General features: G+C 43.3%; 21 protein-coding genes. All 21 read left to right on the top strand.

Translation table 11 applies throughout. From position 1 onward, the window contains the following. Positions 1-420, top strand: coding sequence for a flagellar basal body rod protein FlgC (gene flgC / locus G3W54_RS15550; RefSeq protein WP_162654186.1), 420 nt, complete (start codon positions 1-3; stop codon positions 418-420). After that, positions 420-761: a flagellar hook-basal body complex protein FliE gene (locus G3W54_RS15545; protein WP_162654185.1), complete on the top strand. Its 342-nt coding sequence runs from the start codon at positions 420-422 to the stop codon at positions 759-761. Before flgC ends, G3W54_RS15545 begins: the two co-directional genes overlap by 1 nt. Before the next feature lie 9 nt (positions 762-770). Continuing rightward, positions 771-1,559, top strand: coding sequence for a flagellar basal-body rod protein FlgG (gene flgG, locus G3W54_RS15540; protein WP_162654184.1), 789 nt, complete (start codon positions 771-773; stop codon positions 1,557-1,559). A gap of 19 nt (positions 1,560-1,578) precedes the next feature. Beyond that, positions 1,579-2,058, top strand: coding sequence for a flagellar basal body P-ring formation chaperone FlgA (gene flgA, locus G3W54_RS15535; RefSeq protein WP_162654183.1), 480 nt, complete (start codon positions 1,579-1,581; stop codon positions 2,056-2,058). A gap of 47 nt (positions 2,059-2,105) precedes the next feature. Next, positions 2,106-3,170 (top strand): flagellar basal body P-ring protein FlgI, encoded by a 1,065-nt coding sequence (locus G3W54_RS15530; protein WP_244627966.1) that lies wholly within the window; start codon positions 2,106-2,108, stop codon positions 3,168-3,170. After that, on the top strand, positions 3,170-3,718 hold the full coding sequence (locus G3W54_RS15525; protein WP_244627955.1) for a MotE family protein: 549 nt from the start codon (positions 3,170-3,172) through the stop codon (positions 3,716-3,718). Before G3W54_RS15530 ends, G3W54_RS15525 begins: the two co-directional genes overlap by 1 nt. After that, positions 3,715-4,428: a flagellar basal body L-ring protein FlgH gene (gene flgH / locus G3W54_RS15520; protein ID WP_162654181.1), complete on the top strand. Its 714-nt coding sequence runs from the start codon at positions 3,715-3,717 to the stop codon at positions 4,426-4,428. The genes G3W54_RS15525 and flgH overlap by 4 nt, the downstream gene beginning before the upstream one ends. A 12-nt stretch (positions 4,429-4,440) precedes the next feature. After that, positions 4,441-4,971 carry a flagellar basal body-associated FliL family protein gene (locus G3W54_RS15515; RefSeq protein WP_162654180.1) on the top strand — a complete coding sequence of 177 codons (531 nt, stop codon included), beginning with the start codon at positions 4,441-4,443 and terminating at the stop codon, positions 4,969-4,971. Positions 4,972-4,997: 26 nt separating this feature from the next. Further along, positions 4,998-5,705: a flagellar type III secretion system pore protein FliP gene (gene fliP / locus G3W54_RS15510; protein WP_244627965.1), complete on the top strand. Its 708-nt coding sequence runs from the start codon at positions 4,998-5,000 to the stop codon at positions 5,703-5,705. A 299-nt stretch (positions 5,706-6,004) separates the two neighbouring features. Then, positions 6,005-6,967, top strand: coding sequence for a flagellin (locus G3W54_RS15505; protein WP_162654178.1), 963 nt, complete (start codon positions 6,005-6,007; stop codon positions 6,965-6,967). Positions 6,968-7,216: 249 nt separating this feature from the next. Then, positions 7,217-8,179, top strand: coding sequence for a flagellin (locus G3W54_RS15500; protein WP_162654177.1), 963 nt, complete (start codon positions 7,217-7,219; stop codon positions 8,177-8,179). Between the two features lie 255 nt (positions 8,180-8,434). Further along, positions 8,435-9,397, top strand: a complete 963-nt coding sequence (locus tag G3W54_RS15495; RefSeq protein WP_162654176.1) for a flagellin — start codon at positions 8,435-8,437, stop codon at positions 9,395-9,397. A 223-nt stretch (positions 9,398-9,620) separates the two neighbouring features. Next, complete coding sequence (locus G3W54_RS15490) at positions 9,621-10,247, top strand: hypothetical protein (RefSeq protein WP_162654175.1); 627 nt, start codon at positions 9,621-9,623, stop codon at positions 10,245-10,247. Beyond that, positions 10,244-11,914 carry a MotB family protein gene (locus G3W54_RS15485; protein ID WP_162654174.1) on the top strand — a complete coding sequence of 557 codons (1,671 nt, stop codon included), beginning with the start codon at positions 10,244-10,246 and terminating at the stop codon, positions 11,912-11,914. Before G3W54_RS15490 ends, G3W54_RS15485 begins: the two co-directional genes overlap by 4 nt. A gap of 11 nt (positions 11,915-11,925) precedes the next feature. Beyond that, on the top strand, positions 11,926-13,254 hold the full coding sequence (locus tag G3W54_RS15480) for a hypothetical protein (RefSeq protein ID WP_210253522.1): 1,329 nt from the start codon (positions 11,926-11,928) through the stop codon (positions 13,252-13,254). Next, entirely contained in the window at positions 13,251-14,666 is a 1,416-nt protein-coding gene (locus tag G3W54_RS15475; protein WP_162654172.1) for a flagellar hook-length control protein FliK, read from the top strand. The genes G3W54_RS15480 and G3W54_RS15475 overlap by 4 nt, the downstream gene beginning before the upstream one ends. A gap of 49 nt (positions 14,667-14,715) precedes the next feature. After that, positions 14,716-15,183, top strand: a complete 468-nt coding sequence (locus G3W54_RS15470; RefSeq protein WP_244627954.1) for a transglycosylase SLT domain-containing protein — start codon at positions 14,716-14,718, stop codon at positions 15,181-15,183. A 292-nt stretch (positions 15,184-15,475) separates the two neighbouring features. Continuing rightward, on the top strand, positions 15,476-16,156 hold the full coding sequence (locus G3W54_RS15465; protein WP_162654170.1) for a response regulator transcription factor: 681 nt from the start codon (positions 15,476-15,478) through the stop codon (positions 16,154-16,156). Positions 16,157-16,299: 143 nt separating this feature from the next. Next, a complete protein-coding gene (locus G3W54_RS15460) occupies positions 16,300-17,568 on the top strand; it encodes a flagellar hook protein FlgE (protein ID WP_162654169.1) in 1,269 nt (422 codons plus the stop codon). A gap of 19 nt (positions 17,569-17,587) precedes the next feature. Beyond that, positions 17,588-19,051, top strand: a complete 1,464-nt coding sequence (flgK, locus tag G3W54_RS15455; protein WP_162654168.1) for a flagellar hook-associated protein FlgK — start codon at positions 17,588-17,590, stop codon at positions 19,049-19,051. Between the two features lie 4 nt (positions 19,052-19,055). Further along, a complete protein-coding gene (locus G3W54_RS15450; RefSeq protein ID WP_162654167.1) occupies positions 19,056-20,111 on the top strand; it encodes a flagellar hook-associated family protein in 1,056 nt (351 codons plus the stop codon). The last annotated feature ends 33 nt before the right edge of the window (positions 20,112-20,144 follow it).

Here is a 20,144-nt window from a genome sequence, read left to right as displayed (position 1 = left end):
ATGGTTGACCCTCTCTCTTTATCTTCAAAAATTGCATCGAGTGGCCTTGCTGCTCAAGAGACCCGATTGCGCATTATTTCCGAGAATATTGCAAACGCACAATCAACTGGTGATACACCTGGTGCAGATCCGTTTCGCCGAAAAACAGTTTCCTTTATGTCTGTACTAGACAACGTGACAGGTTCTTCAAAGGTACAAATTAGTCGGCTGGGTACGGACAATTCTAGCTTTATCAGGTCTTTCGATCCAAGCCACCCGGCAGCTGATGCTGAGGGTATGGTGAAAATGCCAAACATTAATCCACTGATTGAGCTGGCTGATATGCGCGAAACAAACAGATCATATGAAGCGAATTTGCAAACTATCCAGCAAACACGTGAATTGGTTTCCATGACACTCGAATTGTTGCGAGCAAACTGATGAATTTAACCATCCAACAAATGTCAGCAATTAGTGCAGGAAAAAATATTGATCCGGTTAAGACGGCATCTCTGTCGTCAATTGCCTCTGCCGCAAATGCCAGTTCAGTTGCAGGGCCAACGGGCCCCGGTTTTGGTGAAATGATGACAAGTTTAGCGACAAATACAGTTGGCAATATTAAGCAAGCTGAAAAAATTTCGTTGGACGCAGTTACCGGTGAAGCTGGAACACGTGAAGTTGTAGATGCTCTAATGACGGCAGAAAGGTCGTTGCAAACGGCGATCGCGATTAGAGATAAAATAGTAACCGCATATCTCGATGTGTCGAGAATGCAAATATAGGATATTGTAATGAAGGCTCTTTCTATCGCTGCAACGGGTATGAATGCACAGCAGATAAACCTTGAGGTTATTGCGAATAACATCGCCAATATCAATACGACGGGTTTTAAGAGATCTCGGGCTGAGTTTAGTGACCTTCTTTATCAGGTTGAACGAAAACAAGGTGTGCCAAATTCAGGTAATCAGGCAATTGTTCCAGAGGGGGCTCATGTAGGGTTGGGTGTGCAGTTGGCCGCCGTTAGAAATCTTCACATTCAAGGTAGTTTAGCTGCAACATCAAATAAATTCGATCTTGCGCTTATCGGACGGGGCATGTTTCAAATTGAAACACCGTCCGGAGAAACTTTATACTCTCGTGCCGGTACATTTAACACAAATGAAGAAGGGGTTCTTGTTAACATAGACGGATATGAGATCGAGGGTGGCATTACATTTCCTGATAATACCAGCGAAGTTATCATTTCGCGTTCAGGGCAAGTTTTTGCTCGCGAGGGAACCAATGTTGAATTGACTGAGGTCGGACAGTTAACGCTTGCAAACTTTACCAACGAAGCAGGCCTCGAACCGTTGGGTGAGAACCTTTTTCGTCAGACCGCAGCTTCGGGTAACCCCATATTGGGAACACCGGGCGATGAAGGCTTTGCCCATATCCAACAAGGCTATTTAGAAACCTCAAATGTTGATCCAGTGAAAGAGATTACAGATCTGATTTCAGCGCAACGGGCATATGAAATGAATTCTAAGGTTATTAAAGCAGCAGACGAGATGGCAAGCACGGTAACACAATCACTTAGGTAATTTCTGAAAGGAGGCAAACATGATGTTTGACTTTAGAGCTATAAGAAATGATTTTTTAAAATGGTGTTTAACTGCAGCAAGCTTCTTTGTTCTTGTCACATCCGTTTATGCTCAGCAAACAGCTGTTGTTCCAGAATCTATCATATATCCAGGTCAGAAAATCTCGCGTGCAATGGTTCGCGAAGTCAATGTTATTAATCCAAATCTTCGGCCTGGTTATGCAAAAATTATATCCGAAGTTGACGGGTTTGTAACGAAAAAGACACTTCTTCCCGGGCGAATAATTCCGGTAAGTGCACTGCGAGAGGCCTATCTTATCGAGCGTGGTAAAAAAGTTGCGCTTGTATTTTCGAACAACAAGATGGTTATATCCGCTCAGGGTATTGCATTACAGAATGGTGGTTTGGGCGAGGTAATTAAAGCGCGGAATTTAGATTCAGGCATTATTATTTCTGGCATTATCATGCAGAATGGTACATTGAGGGCGATGCCAAAATGATGTTTTTGTTTCGCCTGTTTACATGTTTGGTCCTATCTCTATTTACAATGCAATCGACATTTGCGGGTGCCAATGTTCGCCTAAAGGATATCGCCTCGCTTCAATCTGCACGAGATAATCAGCTACTTGGTTATGGTCTCATTGTTGGTTTACAGGGAACCGGAGATAGCCTGCGTAATTCTCCTTTCACGGAGCAATCATTGCGGGCTATGTTGCAAAATTTAGGAATTGCGACAGAAGGTGGACAAACGCGATCTCAAAACATTGCTGCAGTGCTTGTAACCGCTACCCTCCCGCCGTTTGCCAGCTTAGGCTCCAGAATTGACGTTACCGTTTCTTCACTCGGCGACGCGTCTTCTTTGCGTGGTGGTACTTTGGTGATGACATCACTTGCAGGTGCTGATGGTGAAATTTATGCGGTGGCACAAGGTTCAGTTATTGTGTCTGGAATTACTGCCGAGGCTGACGCGGCTACGCTTCAATCAGGAGTGACAACAACGGGTCGCTTACCGGGTGGTGCAATTATCGAACGGGAAATTCCTGCAAAATTCAAGTCAACGAATGAACTGGTTTTTCAGCTCAGAAATCCTGACTTTTCAACCGCGGTCGGCATTGCCGATACCATTAATAAGTATGCTCTTAATCGATACGGCCAAGGAATTGCAACGGCGCGGGATTCGAGTTCTATTCATGTGACAAAACTTCCTAACCAAGACTTAGCACGATTGATGTCAGAGCTTGAGGGATTAATTGTCTCAACAGACTCACCGGCAAAAGTCGTTGTTAATGAGCGTACAGGGACGATCGTGATTGGCCATAATGTGAAGATATCACGTGTTGCAGTTAGCCACGGAACGTTAACGGTGCAGGTAACAGAAACACCGACCGTTGTGCAACCTCTTCCATTTTCTGACGGTGTAACCGCGGTCGAACCGCTGTCTGACATCACCGCGGGGGTGGATGGCGGTCAGGTAGCCATTTTAGACGGACCAGACCTGCGAACATTGGTTGCCGGACTAAATACGATTGGCGTTAAACCGGATGGTATTATTGCCATTCTTCAGGGAATGAAATCAGCGGGCGCTCTGCAAGCAGAATTGGTGTTGCAATAATGAAGAGATTTAAAGTGGATATGCTAAAACATGTGATCTCGCCCAAGTCTATTGCCTTGGCATTGGTCGTTGCGAACTTGAGCCAAATTAATGGGACGCAGGCACAATCTGTTCAAATTGACGGTAATGATAACATTAACATCAATGAAGATATTCGGAAATTTTGTGATAATATCGCTGATGCTGCGAAAGATAAGCGCTATCTTCTGCAACGCGAAGAATTGCACAAATTACAAACTCAGGTCGATAAGCGTATAGACGCACTTAAGGTGCAACGAGATGACTATAAGCAATGGCTTAAAAAGCGTAATGACTTTCTGGAAAAGGCTGAAGCTGGTTTAGTCGAAATTTTTAAAAAAATGAAACCAGATGCCGCCGCCAAACAATTGGAGATCATTGATCAGAACATTGCAGCTGCGCTCATTATGAAACTAAGCCCTAGACTATCGAGCCAGATATTCAATGAGATGGATGCGGAAGTTGCGGCTACACTTGCTACAATTATTGCAAGTACGGTTGATCAGAATAATAATGAGACGCAATCATGAGAAGTGCTCTCGGTTTAACTTTACTTGCAATCCTTCTGAGCGGCTGCGGCGCACAGAAATATCGCGAATTGGGTAAAGCTCCGGAGCTGTCCCCTGTGGGGGCAGGTATGAAATATAGCGATACATCTCAGGTACTGAATTATCCAAAACAACCAGTGAAACGCGTCAACAAATTTTCTTTGTGGAGCGATAGTAAGAGTACCTTATTTCAAGATACGCGCGCTGTTTCCGTTGGCGATATTCTGACGGTTAATATTTCAATTAACGATAAAGCGTCTTTTAGCAATGAGTCTGAGAGATCACGGAAAAATTCAAGTGGTGTCAATGCAGCTGGCTCCGTTAAGACACCATTTGGTTCAATCACCGGAGGTCCTTCGGATTTAAGTTATGGAACTAATGCGAAAACAACAGGCGATGGTTCTACAAAGCGTTCAGAAAGGTTGAACTTTAGCGTTGCTGCGGTGGTCACCGGTATTATGGAGAACGGGAATCTCATTATCAGCGGGTCGCAAGAAGTTAGAGTTAATTTTGAACTTCGAATACTAAATGTTGCCGGCATTGTAAGACAGAAAGATATCGCACCTGATAATACGATTGTTTATGAGAAGATTGCTGAGGCTAGAATTTCATATGGCGGACGTGGTCGACTCACCGAAGTGCAGCAACCGCCAATTGGTCAGCAAATTGTTGACGTAACAACACCATTTTAGAACGAGAGCCTCATGGAAGAATTAATAGATCCAGATGAAGGTGAGGAGAGCGGTAAAGGCGATGGTAAGAAGTCGACGCTCATCGTTACGATTGTTGGTGTGTTAATCGCTTCTGTTATTGCCGCTGGTGGTGGTTGGTTCGTGGGTGGGTTATTGGCGCCGCAATCTTTAGAAATGCAAGCTGCTGCTACAGCCATAGATAATATTGAGAAAAACCAAGGCGGTGAGGAAGAAGAGATTCCAATCGCCGGCGAGGAAGGTCCAAATCTCATTCGGTTGCAACCAATTACCACAAATCTGGCATTTCCATCGGACAGTTGGGTGCGATTGGAGGTATCTCTTGTGGTTAAAGGTGAACCGGACATCGAAATGGTCGAACTCATTCATCAAGATATGCTAGGTTACTTGCGAACACTTTCTTTACAACAGATCCAGGGTGCACGTGGATTTAGGTATATCAGAGAAGATTTACGTGAGCGTGCTGTCTTAAGATCTAGAGGAAATGTCGAAAATATTTTGGTGAGGACATTTGTGATCGAATGATTCGATTTTTATGGGTTGCTGTGACCATGATGGTTTTCACAACAGCAGCTTTGGCTCAGACAGCGGACGGCGGACTTTTTCAGACGCCATTAACAGGATCAGTTGCGAGCTGGATTGTTCGAACGTTTGGCCTGCTCACGGTATTATCCCTTGCGCCTGGCATTTTGGTCATGGTGACAAGCTTCCCCAGATTCATAATCGCATTTTCTATATTGCGCACGGGTATCGGTCTACAATCGGCTCCAGCCAATATGATTTTGGTCTCCTTGGCACTGTTCATGACATTTTATGTGATGGCGCCAACTTTTGATAAAGCGTGGGAGACGGGTGTTAGCCCATTGCTTGAAGATCAGATCGATGAGGAAGAAGCTATCAAGCGGATTGCTGAGCCGTTTCGGGACTTTATGCTCGCAAATACCCGGCCAAAAGATATCGCACTATTTGTCGATCTGGCAATTGAACAAGGTCAACAAACAGAGACTGACGAGAAAATTGACATGCGTGTTCTTGTGCCAGCATTTATGATATCTGAGATCAGGCGTGGTTTTGAAATTGGTTTTCTTGTTGTATTACCATTTCTGGTGATCGATCTTGTCGTTGCAACAATCACGATGGCTATGGGTATGATGATGCTCCCACCAACAGCAATTTCCCTTCCGTTTAAGATATTGTTCTTTGTATTAATTGACGGATGGAACCTGTTGGTTGGCAGTTTAGTGCGCTCTTTTATATAAATTAGCAAGAATCACCACGCTTACGAAATCACAACATTCGGAAAAATAACGAGAAGATTCGGATCCGTTACGGTTGGAGTCATCTTGTTAACTTAGAATCACACTTCTGCCAATTTAGATTTTCTTAACCAATGTAATTAGCAGTTCTGTAAATGAATCGAGTCATTTTGATCGTGCAAGTCGGGCTTGATCTCAACGACTGTAAATTGATCAAGCGGCATGATGCCATTCCAACTTTCACCGGTATCAAATCCGGTATGTCCCTCTTTTGAGTAATGAGTAATATAAGGGACAATCTCATGACAAGTATTATGACAAATTCAGCAGCTTCAGCTGCACTTCAAACTTTGAAATCTATCAACAGTGACCTAGAATCTACACAGGGGCGTATTTCTTCTGGTTATCGCGTGGAAGAAGCAGGTGATAACGCTGCTTATTGGTCGATCGCAACGACAATGCGTTCAGATAATAAGGCACTTTCAACTGTCCAAGATGCTTTGGGCCTTGGCGCTGCAAAAGTTGACACTGCATATACAGGTGTTAATGCAGCCATTGATGTTGTTTCAGAAATCAAGGCAAAACTAGTTGCCGCTAGCGAGCCTGGCGTTGATAAGACAAAAATCAATAATGAAATGACAGAGCTTAAAAACCAGCTTGTTAGTATTACGGATAGTGCATCTTTCTCCGGTGAAAACTGGTTGAAGAGTACAACAGCAGGCGCAGCCGCTAATAAAAATATTGTTGCCGGTTTCAACCGTGATACAGGTGGTAATGTAACGTTAACAACGTTGACGGTCGATGTTTCTTCCGCGACTTTGATCAATACGGTTGATGATGCACAAGGTTTGTTTACAAAAGATATCGATGCGGACTTACTTCAATCAACCACCACCGGTACAGCGGCACTTTACCGCTTAATCGATAGCGGTGGTACAGCTGCAACTGGCGCTTTGATTGAATTATCTGCAGCAACAACTGACGCACAAGTTGATGAGATGATCCGAGTTGTCGATAATATTTTCTCATCAATGACCGATATTGCAGCGGATTTCGGTTCGGTTAACAAGCGTATTGAGATGCAGGAAGACTTCGTCGGTAATTTGATGAATTCAATTGATAAAGGAATTGGGCGTCTAGTGGATGCAGATATGAATGAAGAGTCTACACGACTAAAAGCGCTTCAGACCCAGCAGCAACTTGGTATACAAGCATTATCGATTGCAAATTCAAGTACTCAGAATGTGATGTCGCTATTCAGATAAGTATTTGAAAATACAGAATAATTTATGTCGAAGTGCTTACCAATTCGGGTCGCGCATATTGCGCGACCTTTTTGTTTTGTGGGTATTATTTCATATTTAAATCTTTGGTAACCATATGTTGTTTTAATGCACTCAAGTAATAACGGTTCTTGTCCAATAGGGAAGTGACAAGACGGCATGATGCCACCTCGTTATTACCGGTGTTTGAGTCCGGTATGTCCCTCAGTATTTGGTCAAAAGGGGCACTTAATGACTAGTATTATGACAAATAATGCAGCGCTTGCAGCGTTGCAAACAATGAGATCCATCAACATGGATCTAGAAACAACGCAAAACCGGATTTCATCAGGTTATCGTGTTGAGACAGCAAAAGACAACTCAGCTTATTGGTCGATCGCAACGACAATGCGTTCAGATAATAAGGCACTTTCAACTGTCCAAGATGCTTTAGGTCTTGGCGCTGCAAAAGTTGACACCGCATATACAGGTGTTAATGCAGCGCTTGATGTTGTTTCAGAAATCAAGGCAAAACTAGTTGCCGCTAGTGAGCCTGGCGTTGACAAGACAAAAATCAACAATGAAATGACAGAGCTTAAAAACCAGCTTATAAGTATTACAGATAGCGCGGCCTTCTCCGGTGAAAACTGGTTGAAGAGTACAACAGCAGGCGCAGCCGCTAATAAAAATATTGTTGCCGGTTTCAACCGTGATACAGGTGGTAATGTAACGTTAACAACGTTGACGGTTGATGTTGCTTCCGCGACTTTGATCAATACGGTTGATGATGCACAAGGTCTGTTTACAAAAGACATCGATGCGGATTTACTTCAAGCAACAACAACTGGTACTGCTGCACTTTACCGCTTAATAGAAAGTGGTGGCACGGCTGCAACTGGCGCTTTGATTGAATTATCTGCAGCAACAACTGACGCACAAGTTGATGAGATGATCCGAGTTGTCGATAATATCTTCTCATCAATGACCGATATTGCAGCGGATTTCGGTTCGGTTAACAAGCGTATTGAGATGCAAGAGAGTTTCGTTGGAAGTCTGATGGATTCGATTGACAAAGGTGTTGGTCGTCTAGTGGATGCAGACATGAATGAAGAGTCTACACGACTAAAAGCGCTTCAGACCCAGCAGCAACTTGGTATACAAGCATTGTCGATTGCAAATTCAAGCTCTCAGAACATTATGTCGTTGTTCAGATAAAATCGATAAATATCGGAGGTACATCCAAATCTGGATATATCTTTTACGAAAGGTCACGCACTAAGCGTGGCCTTTTTCCGTTTAAAATTAATGTTATAAGCAAACCTTGTGTTAACCTGACGTTAACCATAACAGTTCATATTACATTTACCAACGATGAACTGGTGGGCAAATTTACCAGAGGCATGATGTCGTTTTATCGTAGCCGGTGTAAGCCCGGAATGTCCCAGAGTAAATTGAAGGGGCAATCTTCAAATGACTAGTATTATGACAAATAATGCAGCGCTTGCAGCGTTGCAAACAATGAGATCCATCAACATGGATCTAGAAACAACGCAAAACCGGATTTCATCAGGTTATCGTGTTGAGACAGCGAAAGACAACTCAGCTTATTGGTCGATCGCAACAACGATGCGTTCAGATAATAAAGCGCTGTCCACAGTGACTGACGCCTTGGGTCTTGGCGCTGCAAAAGTTGATACAGCCTACACTGCTGTCAATAGTGCACTTGACGTTGTTTCTGAAATCAAGGCAAAACTAGTTGCCGCTAGTGAGCCTGGGATTGATAAAACTAAAATCAATAGCGAACTTACAGAACTCAAAAACCAACTCATAAGTATTACAGATAGCGCGGCCTTCTCTGGTGAAAACTGGTTGAAGAGTACAACAGCAGGCGCGGCTCCTAATAAAAATATTGTTGCCGGCTTCAATCGCGACGCAAATGGTAATGTGACATTAACGACTTTGAGTGTTGATGTCGCTTCTGCGACTTTAATCAATACGGTTGATGATGCACAGGGTTTGTTTACAAAAGACATTGATGCGGATTTACTTCAAGCAACAACAACTGGTACTGCTGCACTTTACCGCTTAATAGATAGTGGTGGCACGGCTGCAACTGGCGCTTTGATTGAATTATCTGCAGCAACAACTGACGCACAAGTTGATGAGATGATCCGAGTTGTCGATAATATTTTCTCATCAATGACTGATGTTGCTGCAGATCTAGGTGCAGTCAGCAAACGCGTCGAGATGCAGGAAAACTTCGTCGAAAAACTAATGGATTCAATTGACAAAGGTGTTGGTAAACTTGTCGATGCAGATATGAATGAAGAGTCCACGCGATTGAAAGCGCTTCAAACTCAACAGCAACTTGGCATTCAGTCGTTATCCATCGCCAATAGTAGCTCAGAAAATATTATGCAGCTATTCCGTTAGTAAATTAAGAACGAAGCTATTTACCTTTTACTTAACTAGATTTTTTCTACGAAGTGTCGCCGGTCATGGCGCTAGTAGATTTATCGACCGCATTGGATTGCCCCCAATGCGGTCGTTTTACGTTCATGTTCGCACAAGTTTGCTTTCGTAAAATCAGGCTGAAAAAGGTCCGTATCTGCAGACCTACAAATAGGTACGCACTTATAGAAGAGTTGGGTGTTTCATGAGTTTTGCATTTGCACAACATTTACAGGATTTTGGTTCAACAAGTAGCATACCACAGCTAGAAGATTTACCTGAAATTTCAACTGGTGAAGCCAAACCGATTATGGCGACCACCGTAGATGTTGAAGCCGAGAGGGCTGTTTCTTATCAAGAGGGGTATACGGCAGCTAGCCAAACTCTGACAGAAGAACACGCAGCTAAGTTAGAGATTTTAACACAATCTCATGCGGATGAATTAGCCAAGAAAGAGGAAGATATTTACACGCAAGTTTCACAAGAATTAATGAGCGGATTAGCAAGCCAGATCGAACTAGTGGCAGAAAATGTCAAGACAGAAGTAAGTGCTATATTGATGCAGTTCATTGAAGAAGATCTTGTGAAGAGTTCTATTGAGCAACTGGACGAAATTATCAAAAGTGCTTTGATAGACAAGCCAAGCTCAAAGATTGATATTACTGGTCCGAGTAAGTTGCTTGAGAAAATCAAAATTTGCCTGGGTGATAATACAAACCAGGTCAATTTAGCTGAAGCAGAAAATGCTGATTTAACAATTGAGATCGATCAGTCTGTGTTAAAAACACGTCTTTTCGAATGGCATCAGAATTTTGGAGATAAACTGTCATGAGTGACGAAACCTCCACCCATCAAGGGCAAGGCGAAATCATAATTGTCAAAAAAGTCCAAGGCGGCGGCGGCGGACATCATGGTGGCGCCTGGAAAATTGCCTATGCCGATTTTGTGACTGCGATGATGGCATTTTTTCTTGTTATGTGGCTTGTAAACGCCGCCAACGAGGACACCAAGGCATCCGTAGCCAGTTATTTCAATCCTATCAAATTGACCGATTCCACTCCTGCCTCAAAGGATGTGAAAAAACAAAGTGGTGATGGTGAAAAAGAGAAAAAATCGGAAGCCGATATTGAGTCTGATGGAACAGAAAAAACTCAAGGTGATGGTTCTTCAGATGGAGAACAAGAGGGTTCGGCGGCCGGTGAGGAATCTGAAAATTCCGAAGCCAATTATTTCGAGAACCCCTATGCTGTTTTATCCGAAATTGTCATGGAAGCAGCGGAAGAATCCAACATTTCTGAAAAAGGTGACGGTGGCGCCCAAACGTCTGGTTCTGCTACGGGCGCTTCGGGGGGCGAAGCCTACCGTGACCCGTTTGATCCAGATTTCTGGACAAAACAAGTTTCCAATAATCCTGAAAATATAGCAGAGACAGCAGAATCGTCTGAGGCAACCGATACCCAAGAGGGGCAAGAAACAGCTAAATCAAACGGTAACTTTGAACTTGATTTGGGTGCGGGTGATGTATTCGACAAAAACGCCGGCGCTGGTGATAATGAGCGGATTGGAGCGGGGTTGAGCGATCATGATACAGGTGGACGTAAAACGGGACTTTCGCAATATGATGGTGAAAAAGGCGGCCAGCCATTTGCCGAGGAAGGTCGGCATATAACGGACCTGCCGGAGAATGATAAAACATCTGACACTCTACCTGAAGGCAATACAAATGTTGATGAGATTGATCCAACTAAACTGGCGACTTTGTTTGAAAAAGGTAACAAAGAGTTAGATCGATTGATTGAAGAGGGTGTAGTTGATCGTTTAACGACGGAAGAAGCAGAGGAACTTCTTGAACTTGTAAAAGAGGATAAAGAACAAAAGCTTGGTTCATCTGAAACCGAAAGAATGGGTGAGTTATTAGCTAAGAACGATGCCGCAAAAGAGGGTGTCAAAAAAATTTCCGAGTTGCAAACTAAGCTAGATGAGATCGAAACCAGGCTACAGGAGATCGCAAAGGTTGAAACAGCTCAGGCGCAGATGACCGAAGCACAAAAGCTTGAAAGTGAAATAAAATCCGGTCTTGGTGGCTCAATTGGAAAACTATCAGAGGGCATTGAAGTTGCCTCCTCAGAAGGTGGCTTGCTTTTGTCACTGACAGATCAATCAAATGTTGGAATGTTTAATATAGGATCGGCGGTCCCCAAACGGGATATGATTTTGGTTATGGAAAAAATAGGCAATATTCTGAGAGAACGAGATGGATCCATTGTTATTCGAGGGCACACAGATGCCCGTCCGTTTTCAACCGGTGGAAACGATAACTGGCGTTTATCTATGTCCCGTGCTCACAGTGCCTATTTTATGCTTGTACGAGGCGGAATTCCTGAAGATAGAATAACCCAAGTTTCCGGGTTTGCTGATCGCCGATTGAAGGTTCCGGATGATCCATATTCAGAATTAAATCGCAGAATTGAAATCCTTATTGAAGCGCAAGAGGGATAAGCATTAAGCTAATGCTGTGGTCGCAGATGATGTTAAATGATAGAAAATTTGCAGGGGCAAGGCGTTTTCTCATCGCGACTGTAGTCGGCGCTGGTCTATTTATTTCACAGCCCTCCGATATATTTGCGCAGCAACAAGCGAAAGACTTTTCCGCGCCACTTTATACCTTAGTAAGATCACTTCAATATGTGCAGGATTCTGTAGTCGCAGGTGATTTCTCGGCAATGGACATGCAACGTTTTTTGCTTGAACAAGTTGACCGTAAATTAAGAGAAGCACAACCCGAAGATTTTGATGACCCAAGAAATGTAGATGCTGCGTTGATTTATGCAATGAGTGGCGGAAATCCTAAGACGCTTGATTTAATTGTTGCCCGTGATCGTTATGGTTACTTTGATGAAGAGATTACCGGCATCATGCGCGCCTACCTCAATGGATTAGTGCCAACAACTAAAAAGCCAATGAAGGAAATTGTTGAGGAATATCTCGATACGTCACTTGGCCCCTATATCGCACTTATAGCCGCCAATGTTAAAGCAGCTGCGAAAGATATTAAGTCTGTTGAGCTATTTAATCTAGCAAGATTGTCTTCTCCAGGGTCTTTGATTGAAGAGGCTGCTTTGCGCCGTTCGATTTTGATCTCTATTAACAATGATATGGTGGGGCAGGCTTTAAAGTTTGCTCATATTTACGCACGTAGATTCAGTAAATCTCCGTATAATGTTCAATTCTCTCAGTTAATTATTGAGATGATTGTTCAAAATCTTGAGGCTATCGATGAAGTGATTGTTGATGAAATAATTTCTTACCTGCCTCGCGATCAGCAAAAAAGAATATATTTACGAATTGCTCGTACGGGTGTGGTGGATGGCAATAGTGTTATGGCAAAGAAAGCTTTGCAAAAACTTCACTTATTTGAAGATGAAAATGCTGCCTACTATGAGTTATTATCTAATTTTTACGCAAATATCAGAGATCTTTCTTTAGGTGAAACCAGACTTGCCTATGACAAGATTAAAGCAATTAAGCGGCGCAGCTTATCGCCAATTGATAAGCCGTTATACGACGCCGCAGTTGCATTGGCAGAGCAAATTTTGGAATTACCGACAGAACAAAGCCTCGCACAAGCGCGAAAGTATAAGCTTGAGAAAAATTTGGCAGTAGCGGAGTTGAGATCTGTGAACCTTAAAAAATTGTCGGAAGCGCCAGATGTAGTGAACGACGATCCACTAGCATTACCTAACGATGTTGAGTTCGCAAATTATATGAAGGGCCGAATGAATACAGTCGACGAAGTCGACGCACTTCTTGAGGCAGCAGCAGAGGAAGATAAAAGTTGAGTAATATTGCTTCGTCATTAACTGGTAGTCCCCCAGTCCCTGTGCAGAACAATAGAGGAAAAACATCCTCGAACTCTCAAGGCGGAGATGGCGCTTTTGCAAAACAATTATCGGAAAATAAACCTGCGTCTTCTCGCAGTTCTCAAAATAGTGCTCATTCAGTTAATGAAAATAGCCATGCAGTTGAAGCTGATGTGTTGACAGAGACCAGTCATCCCGTGGAAAAAGTAAAGCTTGATTATGAGTTCGACCCGGATACCTACGTCACAAATCCTGAGGTTGAGTTGGACTTAGACTTAGATCAATTAGAAGTTAGCCCTGAACTCGAAGCTAATGACATCGACCATTCTTTGACTGGAATTCTAACTGAAGTGATTACAATCTCTCCGGAGGAAACGACACAGAGTGTTGACGAAATCATTTTAGCTACAGATGGTAAGCCAGCACCGATAGATCAAGGAATTATTGCAAAGCTAACTCAGCAGCTGAATAGCAAGGTGCAAAGCACTGAAAATAAGCAAATATTGAAACCCGAGTTAAATGATGTGAAAGCAGAAAATGCGCCTCTTTCACCGAATTCAAAAGTGGCGAACTTGGGTGGGATTATGAAGCCTGCAAGCGAGGATGTGGTCGCGGTTAGTGCGTTAAATCCGAGTGTAGATATCGCAAAAACAAGTAATGTTCAGAATTCTGATGTAGGGAAATTGCCAGTGAATTCTGCCATTCTTGCAAATTCGGCGAATGGTGGTACATCCTCTGACAAAGGTGCTGATCAACAAAAGGATGGCGGATCTAATCAATTTGTGAATCAAGTTGATAGAGCGGGAATAAAGGTGGAGGGCGTGGACGTTTTGCAAGCACGCGTATTCCCGGCAATATCACAATCTAACGGCATTAACATTGCTAACGCTCTGACCAATACACATCAATTGGGTGGTCAGGCAGCACTGCAAAACGCTGAACCTATCTACAGTACGCCTCAAACTAAGATGATCAATACATTAAAGATTCAGCTTGTTCCCGCTAATTTAGGTGTAGTGACAGCAGTTATGAAACTAACAGGTGAAGAACTACAGGTTCAGCTGCAGGTAGATAATGTTGAGGCCTATCGCAAGCTAAGTGCTGATAGCGCATCAATTGTTAATACGTTGAAAAATCAAGGGTTTGGAATCGAGCAAGTTAATGTTCAGCTGATGAGCGGAGATCGAGGTTTTGCGCAACAAGGTCAACAGCAGAATGGGCAATCATTCCAAGGGCAGGCAGAACAAGAGGCCTCGTCAAATTTCGATCGTGAACGTCGTGAATCAAATTCAACAAATTCCGATAGTCAAAGTCAAGAATTAGGTAACCATGAATCTGATATTCTCCCAACACCTCAAGTCATTGATTTGTCTAACGGTGTTTATCTCTAGTTTTCATATTAACCTGGCAAGTGCTGGCGCGAGTTGCGAAAATCAAATAATGGCGGCGGCTCAAAAATATGGAATACCAGCGGGTATACTTTATTCGGTTGGATTAACTGAGACCGGACGAAAAGGTTCACTTCATCCAAATGCTTTGAACATCGAAGGTAAAGCAATTTATGCAAAATCTTCTCGCCATGCTTTGGATATTTTTCACAGTGCTCGCACCAATAATAAGAAGTTAATCGATCTTGGCTGTATGCAAATTAATCACCATTATCATCATCGAGAATTTAATTCCGTAGCTGAAATGTTGAATCCTAAAAAGAATGTTGAATATGCCGCCAAATTTTTATCGCGCCTTAAAAAAAGACATCAAACATGGACAATGGCTGTAGCACGATATCATGCCGGGCCACATAATGATCCGGCGCAAAAGAAATATGTTTGCCGGGTGATATCAAATTTAGTTGCGACCGGATATGGGAATTGGACTAAACCAGCACGCAGTTTTTGTAACACTTAAACGCAGATTTTTATTCGCCGTCAAAGTTTTGACACAAATCTGGTTAGTTTAACCTTGTGCAAAACTAGATTCTAAATAGTTAATGCGGCTAAACACTGTTAACTAATTGTTAATGAATAACTAAGTTGATTGTGCCTTTTTCAGTAATGAGCCACTATATGTAGTAATTTCACCATTTTTATGGTTAATTTGCTATTAATATTTATGGTTAACAAAAGGTAATTGTGAGTTATTACCCCCATTCGTACTTTGTTGTCATAGCGGAAAACAACTACGATTCGGAGGCGGTCGAATGATAGTAGTAATAGATGACAGACAACTGGTTAAAGATGGATATGCATCACTTTTTGGCAGGGAGGGAGTTCCTTCTGCCAGTTTTGATAGCAATGAATTCGGGGAATGGGTTGAAACTGCAGCAGACGGGGACATTGATGCAGTCGAAGCTTTCTTAATAGGGCAAGGCGGCGAAACGTTAAACTTACCTAGAACAATTCGGAGCAGAACATCCGCACCAGTTATTGCTGTAAGCGACTCTCCTTCACTTGATGCAACGCTTGCTTTTTATGATAGCGGTGTAGACGATGTTGTACGAAAGCCAGTTCATCCCAAAGAGATTTTGGCGCGTGCCGGTGCAATCCGTCGCAGACTGACAGCTCTTAATAATTTTACCGATATTGGTACAATCCGTGTTTACTCTGATGGACGTGATACGGAAGTGGCCGGAGAAGCATTTCCTCTGCCAAGACGTGAGCGTCGTATTTTGGAATATCTTGTTGCAAACCGCGGTCGCCGCGTTACTAAACAACAAATTTTTAATGCGATCTATGGCATTTTTGATGAAGATGTAGAAGAAAATGTTGTCGAAAGTCACATTAGTAAACTGCGCAAAAAACTACGGAAACGCCTTGATTTTGATCCAATCGATTCCAAGAGATTTCTTGGTTATCGGATTGATTGGACCGCTTCGGAATAAAGAACAGATATAATAAACATACTAACGGGGTTGATTTTGCAAAAGATCGACCCCGTTTTACGTTAACCTTTGAGGGTCCCTCAGACAGTTTCACGCAAGGCCGATCTTTTACATTCTTAGAATAATTAAGTGAGGATTTTGCTATGAGTCTATCTGGAATGATGCGTACCGGAACATCCGGCATGAATTCACAGGCTAACCGTCTTAGTACGGTCGCTGAAAACATCGCGAATGCGAACACTACGGGTTATAAGAAAGCCCAAACAGAATTCTCATCTCTTCTTCTTCCGTCAGGTTCTGGCTCTTATAATTCAGGTAGTATGACGACAGATGTTCGTTATAACGTTTCAGATCAAGGACCTCTTTCGTTTACGAGCTCTAATACGGATTTGGCAATTGAAGGCGATGGATTTTTTGTTGTTGAAGATACAAATGGTGTGCCTTTTCTGACGCGTGCCGGGTCATTTACACCCGACGGTGATGGTTTCTTGGTTAATGCAGGCGGGTATCGTTTGCTCGGTGCCGATTATACAAGTGGTACGCCAGTTCCTGTTGTTAACGGGTTTGATGGACTAACTCCGGTAAATGTCGGCGGAGCGGGCCTGTCTGCAATCGCATCAACTTCCGGCGTGTTCAAAGCTAACTTGAATTCTGAAGCAACTGCGGTGGTCGTTCCAGCAAACTTGCCTGCTGCGAACAATGCAACAGCTACGCCAACACATAAAAGTTCGTTGGTTGCCTATGATGATAAGGGTGCAAAAGTAGGTCTGGACTTCTACTATACAAAAACTGCCGCAAATACATGGGATGTTACTGTGTATAATAAGGCTGATGCAGCAGTTGGTGGTACAACATCATTTCCGTATACCTCGGCTGCTTTGGCCTCTCAAACATTGACCTTTGAGGCAACATCAGGTGCGCTGGCAGGTGCAAGTGCTAATTCGATAGCTCTTACAGTACCTGGCGGTAGTGCGATGACCATTGATCTAAGCAATATGACAGAACTTGCTGCTGGATTTTCCGTTGATTACGGAACGGTTAATGGTCAAGGACCGAGTGCTACAAAAGGCATTGAAATTTCTGCAGACGGGACGATTTTTGCCAATTATGAATCTGGTGAATTAACTCCGATCTACCGGATAGCCATGGCAAAGGTTCCTAGCCCGGATCGCTTGCGGGCTCTTTCGGGCAATGTGTATGCACAAGGTACTGAATCTGGTGTTGTTACAACAGGGTTTGCGGGCACGAATAATTTTGGAACGATTAAGTCTGGTGCTTTGGAAGGCTCCAATGTGGATATTGCTGAAGAGTTGACCATGATGATTGAGGGGCAGCGTAACTACACCGCGAACTCAAAAGTTTTCCAAACGGGTTCGGAACTGATGGATGTACTTGTGAACTTGGCACGATAGATCGATAGGGATTTAACTTATGTCATTGTCAACAGCGCTTAATATTGCACAAAGGTCATTATCCAATACGGCTATGGCGACCAATGTAGTATCGCGAAATGTTGCCAATGCGGAAAACCCAAACTATGTGCGCCGAGCGGTGCAGCTCGAAAGTGATTCTATCGCCGGTGCCCAGGTTTCTAAAATTGCGCGTGCCCAAGACGAAATTTTGTATCGGCAAAATGTATCGAGTATCGCTTCCGAAAGCGGGCAGTCGACCCTTGTTAAATCCTTGGATCAGTTGCGGATTATTTTTGGCACAAACGATTATGAGTTGTCGCCTGCAGTCCTTGCTGGAAAACTTCGGGATAATTTAAGCGCTTATGCCGCTAAACCAAATGAGCCTACATTAGCTGAAACTGCAGTTGCAAGTGCCGAAGATCTGGCTCGTTCGCTCCAAACGGCTTCTAACCAGATTCAGAAAATCCGCACTGATATGGATACTGATATCGCCTCTGATGTCGCCAAACTCAATGATATGTTGGTTCAGTTTGAAACTGTTAATACTGCGATCAAGCAGGGAACAGCGACAAAAGTTGATGTTAACGATTATCTTGATGAACGTGAAATGTTGATCAAGGAAATCTCAAAAATTGTTGAGGTCAGGCCTGCTGTCAGAAGCAACAATGATGTTGCTCTATATACGATGGACGGGACGACACTTTTCGAAAAAATTCCACGGTCTGTTACATTTGAAGCATCGCCTGCTTATGGTGCCTCAACGGTGGGTAATGGTATCTATATAGACGGTGTGCCTCTTCAGCCAGGATCTGGTTCAAATACCTCAGCAGGTGGCTCATTACAGGCAAAGCTTCAGATTCGTGATGATCTTGCGCCGATGTTGCAAGGCCAGCTTGACGAAATTGCCCGTGGTCTTATCACTGTTTATGCAGAAAAAGATCAAACTGGCGGCGGTGCGCCGGATCTTCCCGGTCTTTTCACTTGGTCAACAGGAACTGTTCCACCATCCGGTACCCGTGTAGATGGGATTGCAGCGATGATTACGGTCAATAGTGCTGTAATGTCTTCGGCAGGCGGTGATCCCAAGCTTCTGCGCGATGGCGGTATAAATGGCGCTGCCTATGTTTACAACACGACGGGCGCGGCAGGTTATTCCGAAAGATTGGATAATCTTGTAACCGGAATGGGTACTCCTATTGCTTTTGATGGGACATCTCTTCTCGGAACTTCTAAGGGCCTAATTGATTTTGCAGCAGATAGTATTGGCTGGTTGGAATTAACGCGTAGTGATGCGACAAGCGCTAGAGATACCAAACAAGCCTATAACGAACAGATTTCAAGGACTTTGTCCAATGCAACAGGTGTTAGCATTGATGAAGAAATGTCATTGTTGCTGACTTTAGAGCAATCTTACAAAGCGGCAACGCGAATCTTATCCGTTGTTGATGAACTATTTAATACTCTGATGTCGGCAGCGAGGTAGAATTATGAAAACAAGTTTCGTTTCTAGTTACGCTACACAACATTCCATGCGGTTGGTTGTTGGACGTGCCCAGCAAGAAATTCAGAAATTACAGACGGAAGTTGTCACCGGTCGTTTTGAAGATATTGGTGTTGCGCTGGGTGGTAAGACATCAAATGCGGTTATGCTGCACAGAGATTTTGAACAGCTCACGACTATTAAGGATGTGAACGCACTCGTCGAGAACAGATTATCAGCAGCACAGGCAGGATTGAAACAAAATTCTGAAAGTGCTCAGTCTATGCTTGAGGCTTTGATTTTAGCGCGGGATGCAAATAATGATACATTGCGTGGTGTTGCCGTTGCCAAGGTTAAACATGCGCTGGAATCATTTACTGATATTTCGAATATGACCTCCAATGGCGAATATCTCTTCGCTGGAATTAATACAGATGTGAAACCGGTTGTGGACTATTTCGAGACGGGTAATACTGCAAAGGCTGCATTTGATACCGCGTTTTCGACACATTTTGGTTTCACGCAATCAAGCCCTTCTGTTTCCGGCATCACCCCCGCACAGATGCAATCCTTCTTGGACACTGTTGTCGAACCGATGTTTACCGGTGCTGCTTGGAACACAGATTGGTCAACAGCATCTGATACAAATATGACCAGTCGGGTCGCTCGTGAAGAATTGATACAAAGTTCAACGAATGCAAATGAAGATGGTTTTAGAAAATTTGCATTCACTGCAACAATTTCTTTTGAAATGCTGAATATTGGTCTCAATGATGAAGCGCAATCTGTTTTAACAGAAAAGGCTATTGCTGCTGCTGGACAAGCTATCACAGGCACTGATGACCAACGCGCACTTTTAGGGATATCTGAGAGCAGAGTAACCAAGGCCAATCAGCTTCTCCAGGTTCAGGCAGACTTAACAAAGATATATGTAGGTAAAATGGAGGAAGTTGACGTTTACGAAGCATCTACTCGTGTGAACGCTTTAATGACGCAAGTAGAAACATCTTATTCGATAACTTCACGAATTCAACGGCTTAACCTGATTGATTACCTAAGATGATTATTATGAAAAATAGCACGCAAATAAAAAGGG

The sequence above is a fragment of the Lentilitoribacter sp. Alg239-R112 genome, assembly GCF_900537175.1.
Classification (GTDB): Bacteria; Pseudomonadota; Alphaproteobacteria; order Rhizobiales; family Rhizobiaceae; genus Lentilitoribacter.
Note: the sequence above shows the minus strand (reverse complement) of the source record. Positions and strands in the feature narration are given on the sequence as shown.

What these genes read in the sequence shown, in the direction of transcription:
- flgC (WP_162654186.1), top strand. Translation starts at nt 1, where the DNA reads ATGGTTGACCCTCTCTCTTTATCTTCAAAAATTGCATCGAGTGGCCTT.
- G3W54_RS15545 (WP_162654185.1), top strand. Translation starts at nt 420, where the DNA reads ATGAATTTAACCATCCAACAAATGTCAGCAATTAGTGCAGGAAAAAAT.
- flgG (WP_162654184.1), top strand. Translation starts at nt 771, where the DNA reads ATGAAGGCTCTTTCTATCGCTGCAACGGGTATGAATGCACAGCAGATA.
- flgA (WP_162654183.1), top strand. Translation starts at nt 1,579, where the DNA reads ATGATGTTTGACTTTAGAGCTATAAGAAATGATTTTTTAAAATGGTGT.
- G3W54_RS15530 (WP_244627966.1), top strand. Translation starts at nt 2,106, where the DNA reads ATGCAATCGACATTTGCGGGTGCCAATGTTCGCCTAAAGGATATCGCC.
- G3W54_RS15525 (WP_244627955.1), top strand. Translation starts at nt 3,170, where the DNA reads ATGAAGAGATTTAAAGTGGATATGCTAAAACATGTGATCTCGCCCAAG.
- flgH (WP_162654181.1), top strand. Translation starts at nt 3,715, where the DNA reads ATGAGAAGTGCTCTCGGTTTAACTTTACTTGCAATCCTTCTGAGCGGC.
- G3W54_RS15515 (WP_162654180.1), top strand. Translation starts at nt 4,441, where the DNA reads ATGGAAGAATTAATAGATCCAGATGAAGGTGAGGAGAGCGGTAAAGGC.
- fliP (WP_244627965.1), top strand. Translation starts at nt 4,998, where the DNA reads ATGATGGTTTTCACAACAGCAGCTTTGGCTCAGACAGCGGACGGCGGA.
- G3W54_RS15505 (WP_162654178.1), top strand. Translation starts at nt 6,005, where the DNA reads ATGACAAGTATTATGACAAATTCAGCAGCTTCAGCTGCACTTCAAACT.
- G3W54_RS15500 (WP_162654177.1), top strand. Translation starts at nt 7,217, where the DNA reads ATGACTAGTATTATGACAAATAATGCAGCGCTTGCAGCGTTGCAAACA.
- G3W54_RS15495 (WP_162654176.1), top strand. Translation starts at nt 8,435, where the DNA reads ATGACTAGTATTATGACAAATAATGCAGCGCTTGCAGCGTTGCAAACA.
- G3W54_RS15490 (WP_162654175.1), top strand. Translation starts at nt 9,621, where the DNA reads ATGAGTTTTGCATTTGCACAACATTTACAGGATTTTGGTTCAACAAGT.
- G3W54_RS15485 (WP_162654174.1), top strand. Translation starts at nt 10,244, where the DNA reads ATGAGTGACGAAACCTCCACCCATCAAGGGCAAGGCGAAATCATAATT.
- G3W54_RS15480 (WP_210253522.1), top strand. Translation starts at nt 11,926, where the DNA reads ATGCTGTGGTCGCAGATGATGTTAAATGATAGAAAATTTGCAGGGGCA.
- G3W54_RS15470 (WP_244627954.1), top strand. Translation starts at nt 14,716, where the DNA reads ATGGCGGCGGCTCAAAAATATGGAATACCAGCGGGTATACTTTATTCG.
- G3W54_RS15465 (WP_162654170.1), top strand. Translation starts at nt 15,476, where the DNA reads ATGATAGTAGTAATAGATGACAGACAACTGGTTAAAGATGGATATGCA.
- G3W54_RS15460 (WP_162654169.1), top strand. Translation starts at nt 16,300, where the DNA reads ATGAGTCTATCTGGAATGATGCGTACCGGAACATCCGGCATGAATTCA.
- flgK (WP_162654168.1), top strand. Translation starts at nt 17,588, where the DNA reads ATGTCATTGTCAACAGCGCTTAATATTGCACAAAGGTCATTATCCAAT.
- G3W54_RS15450 (WP_162654167.1), top strand. Translation starts at nt 19,056, where the DNA reads ATGAAAACAAGTTTCGTTTCTAGTTACGCTACACAACATTCCATGCGG.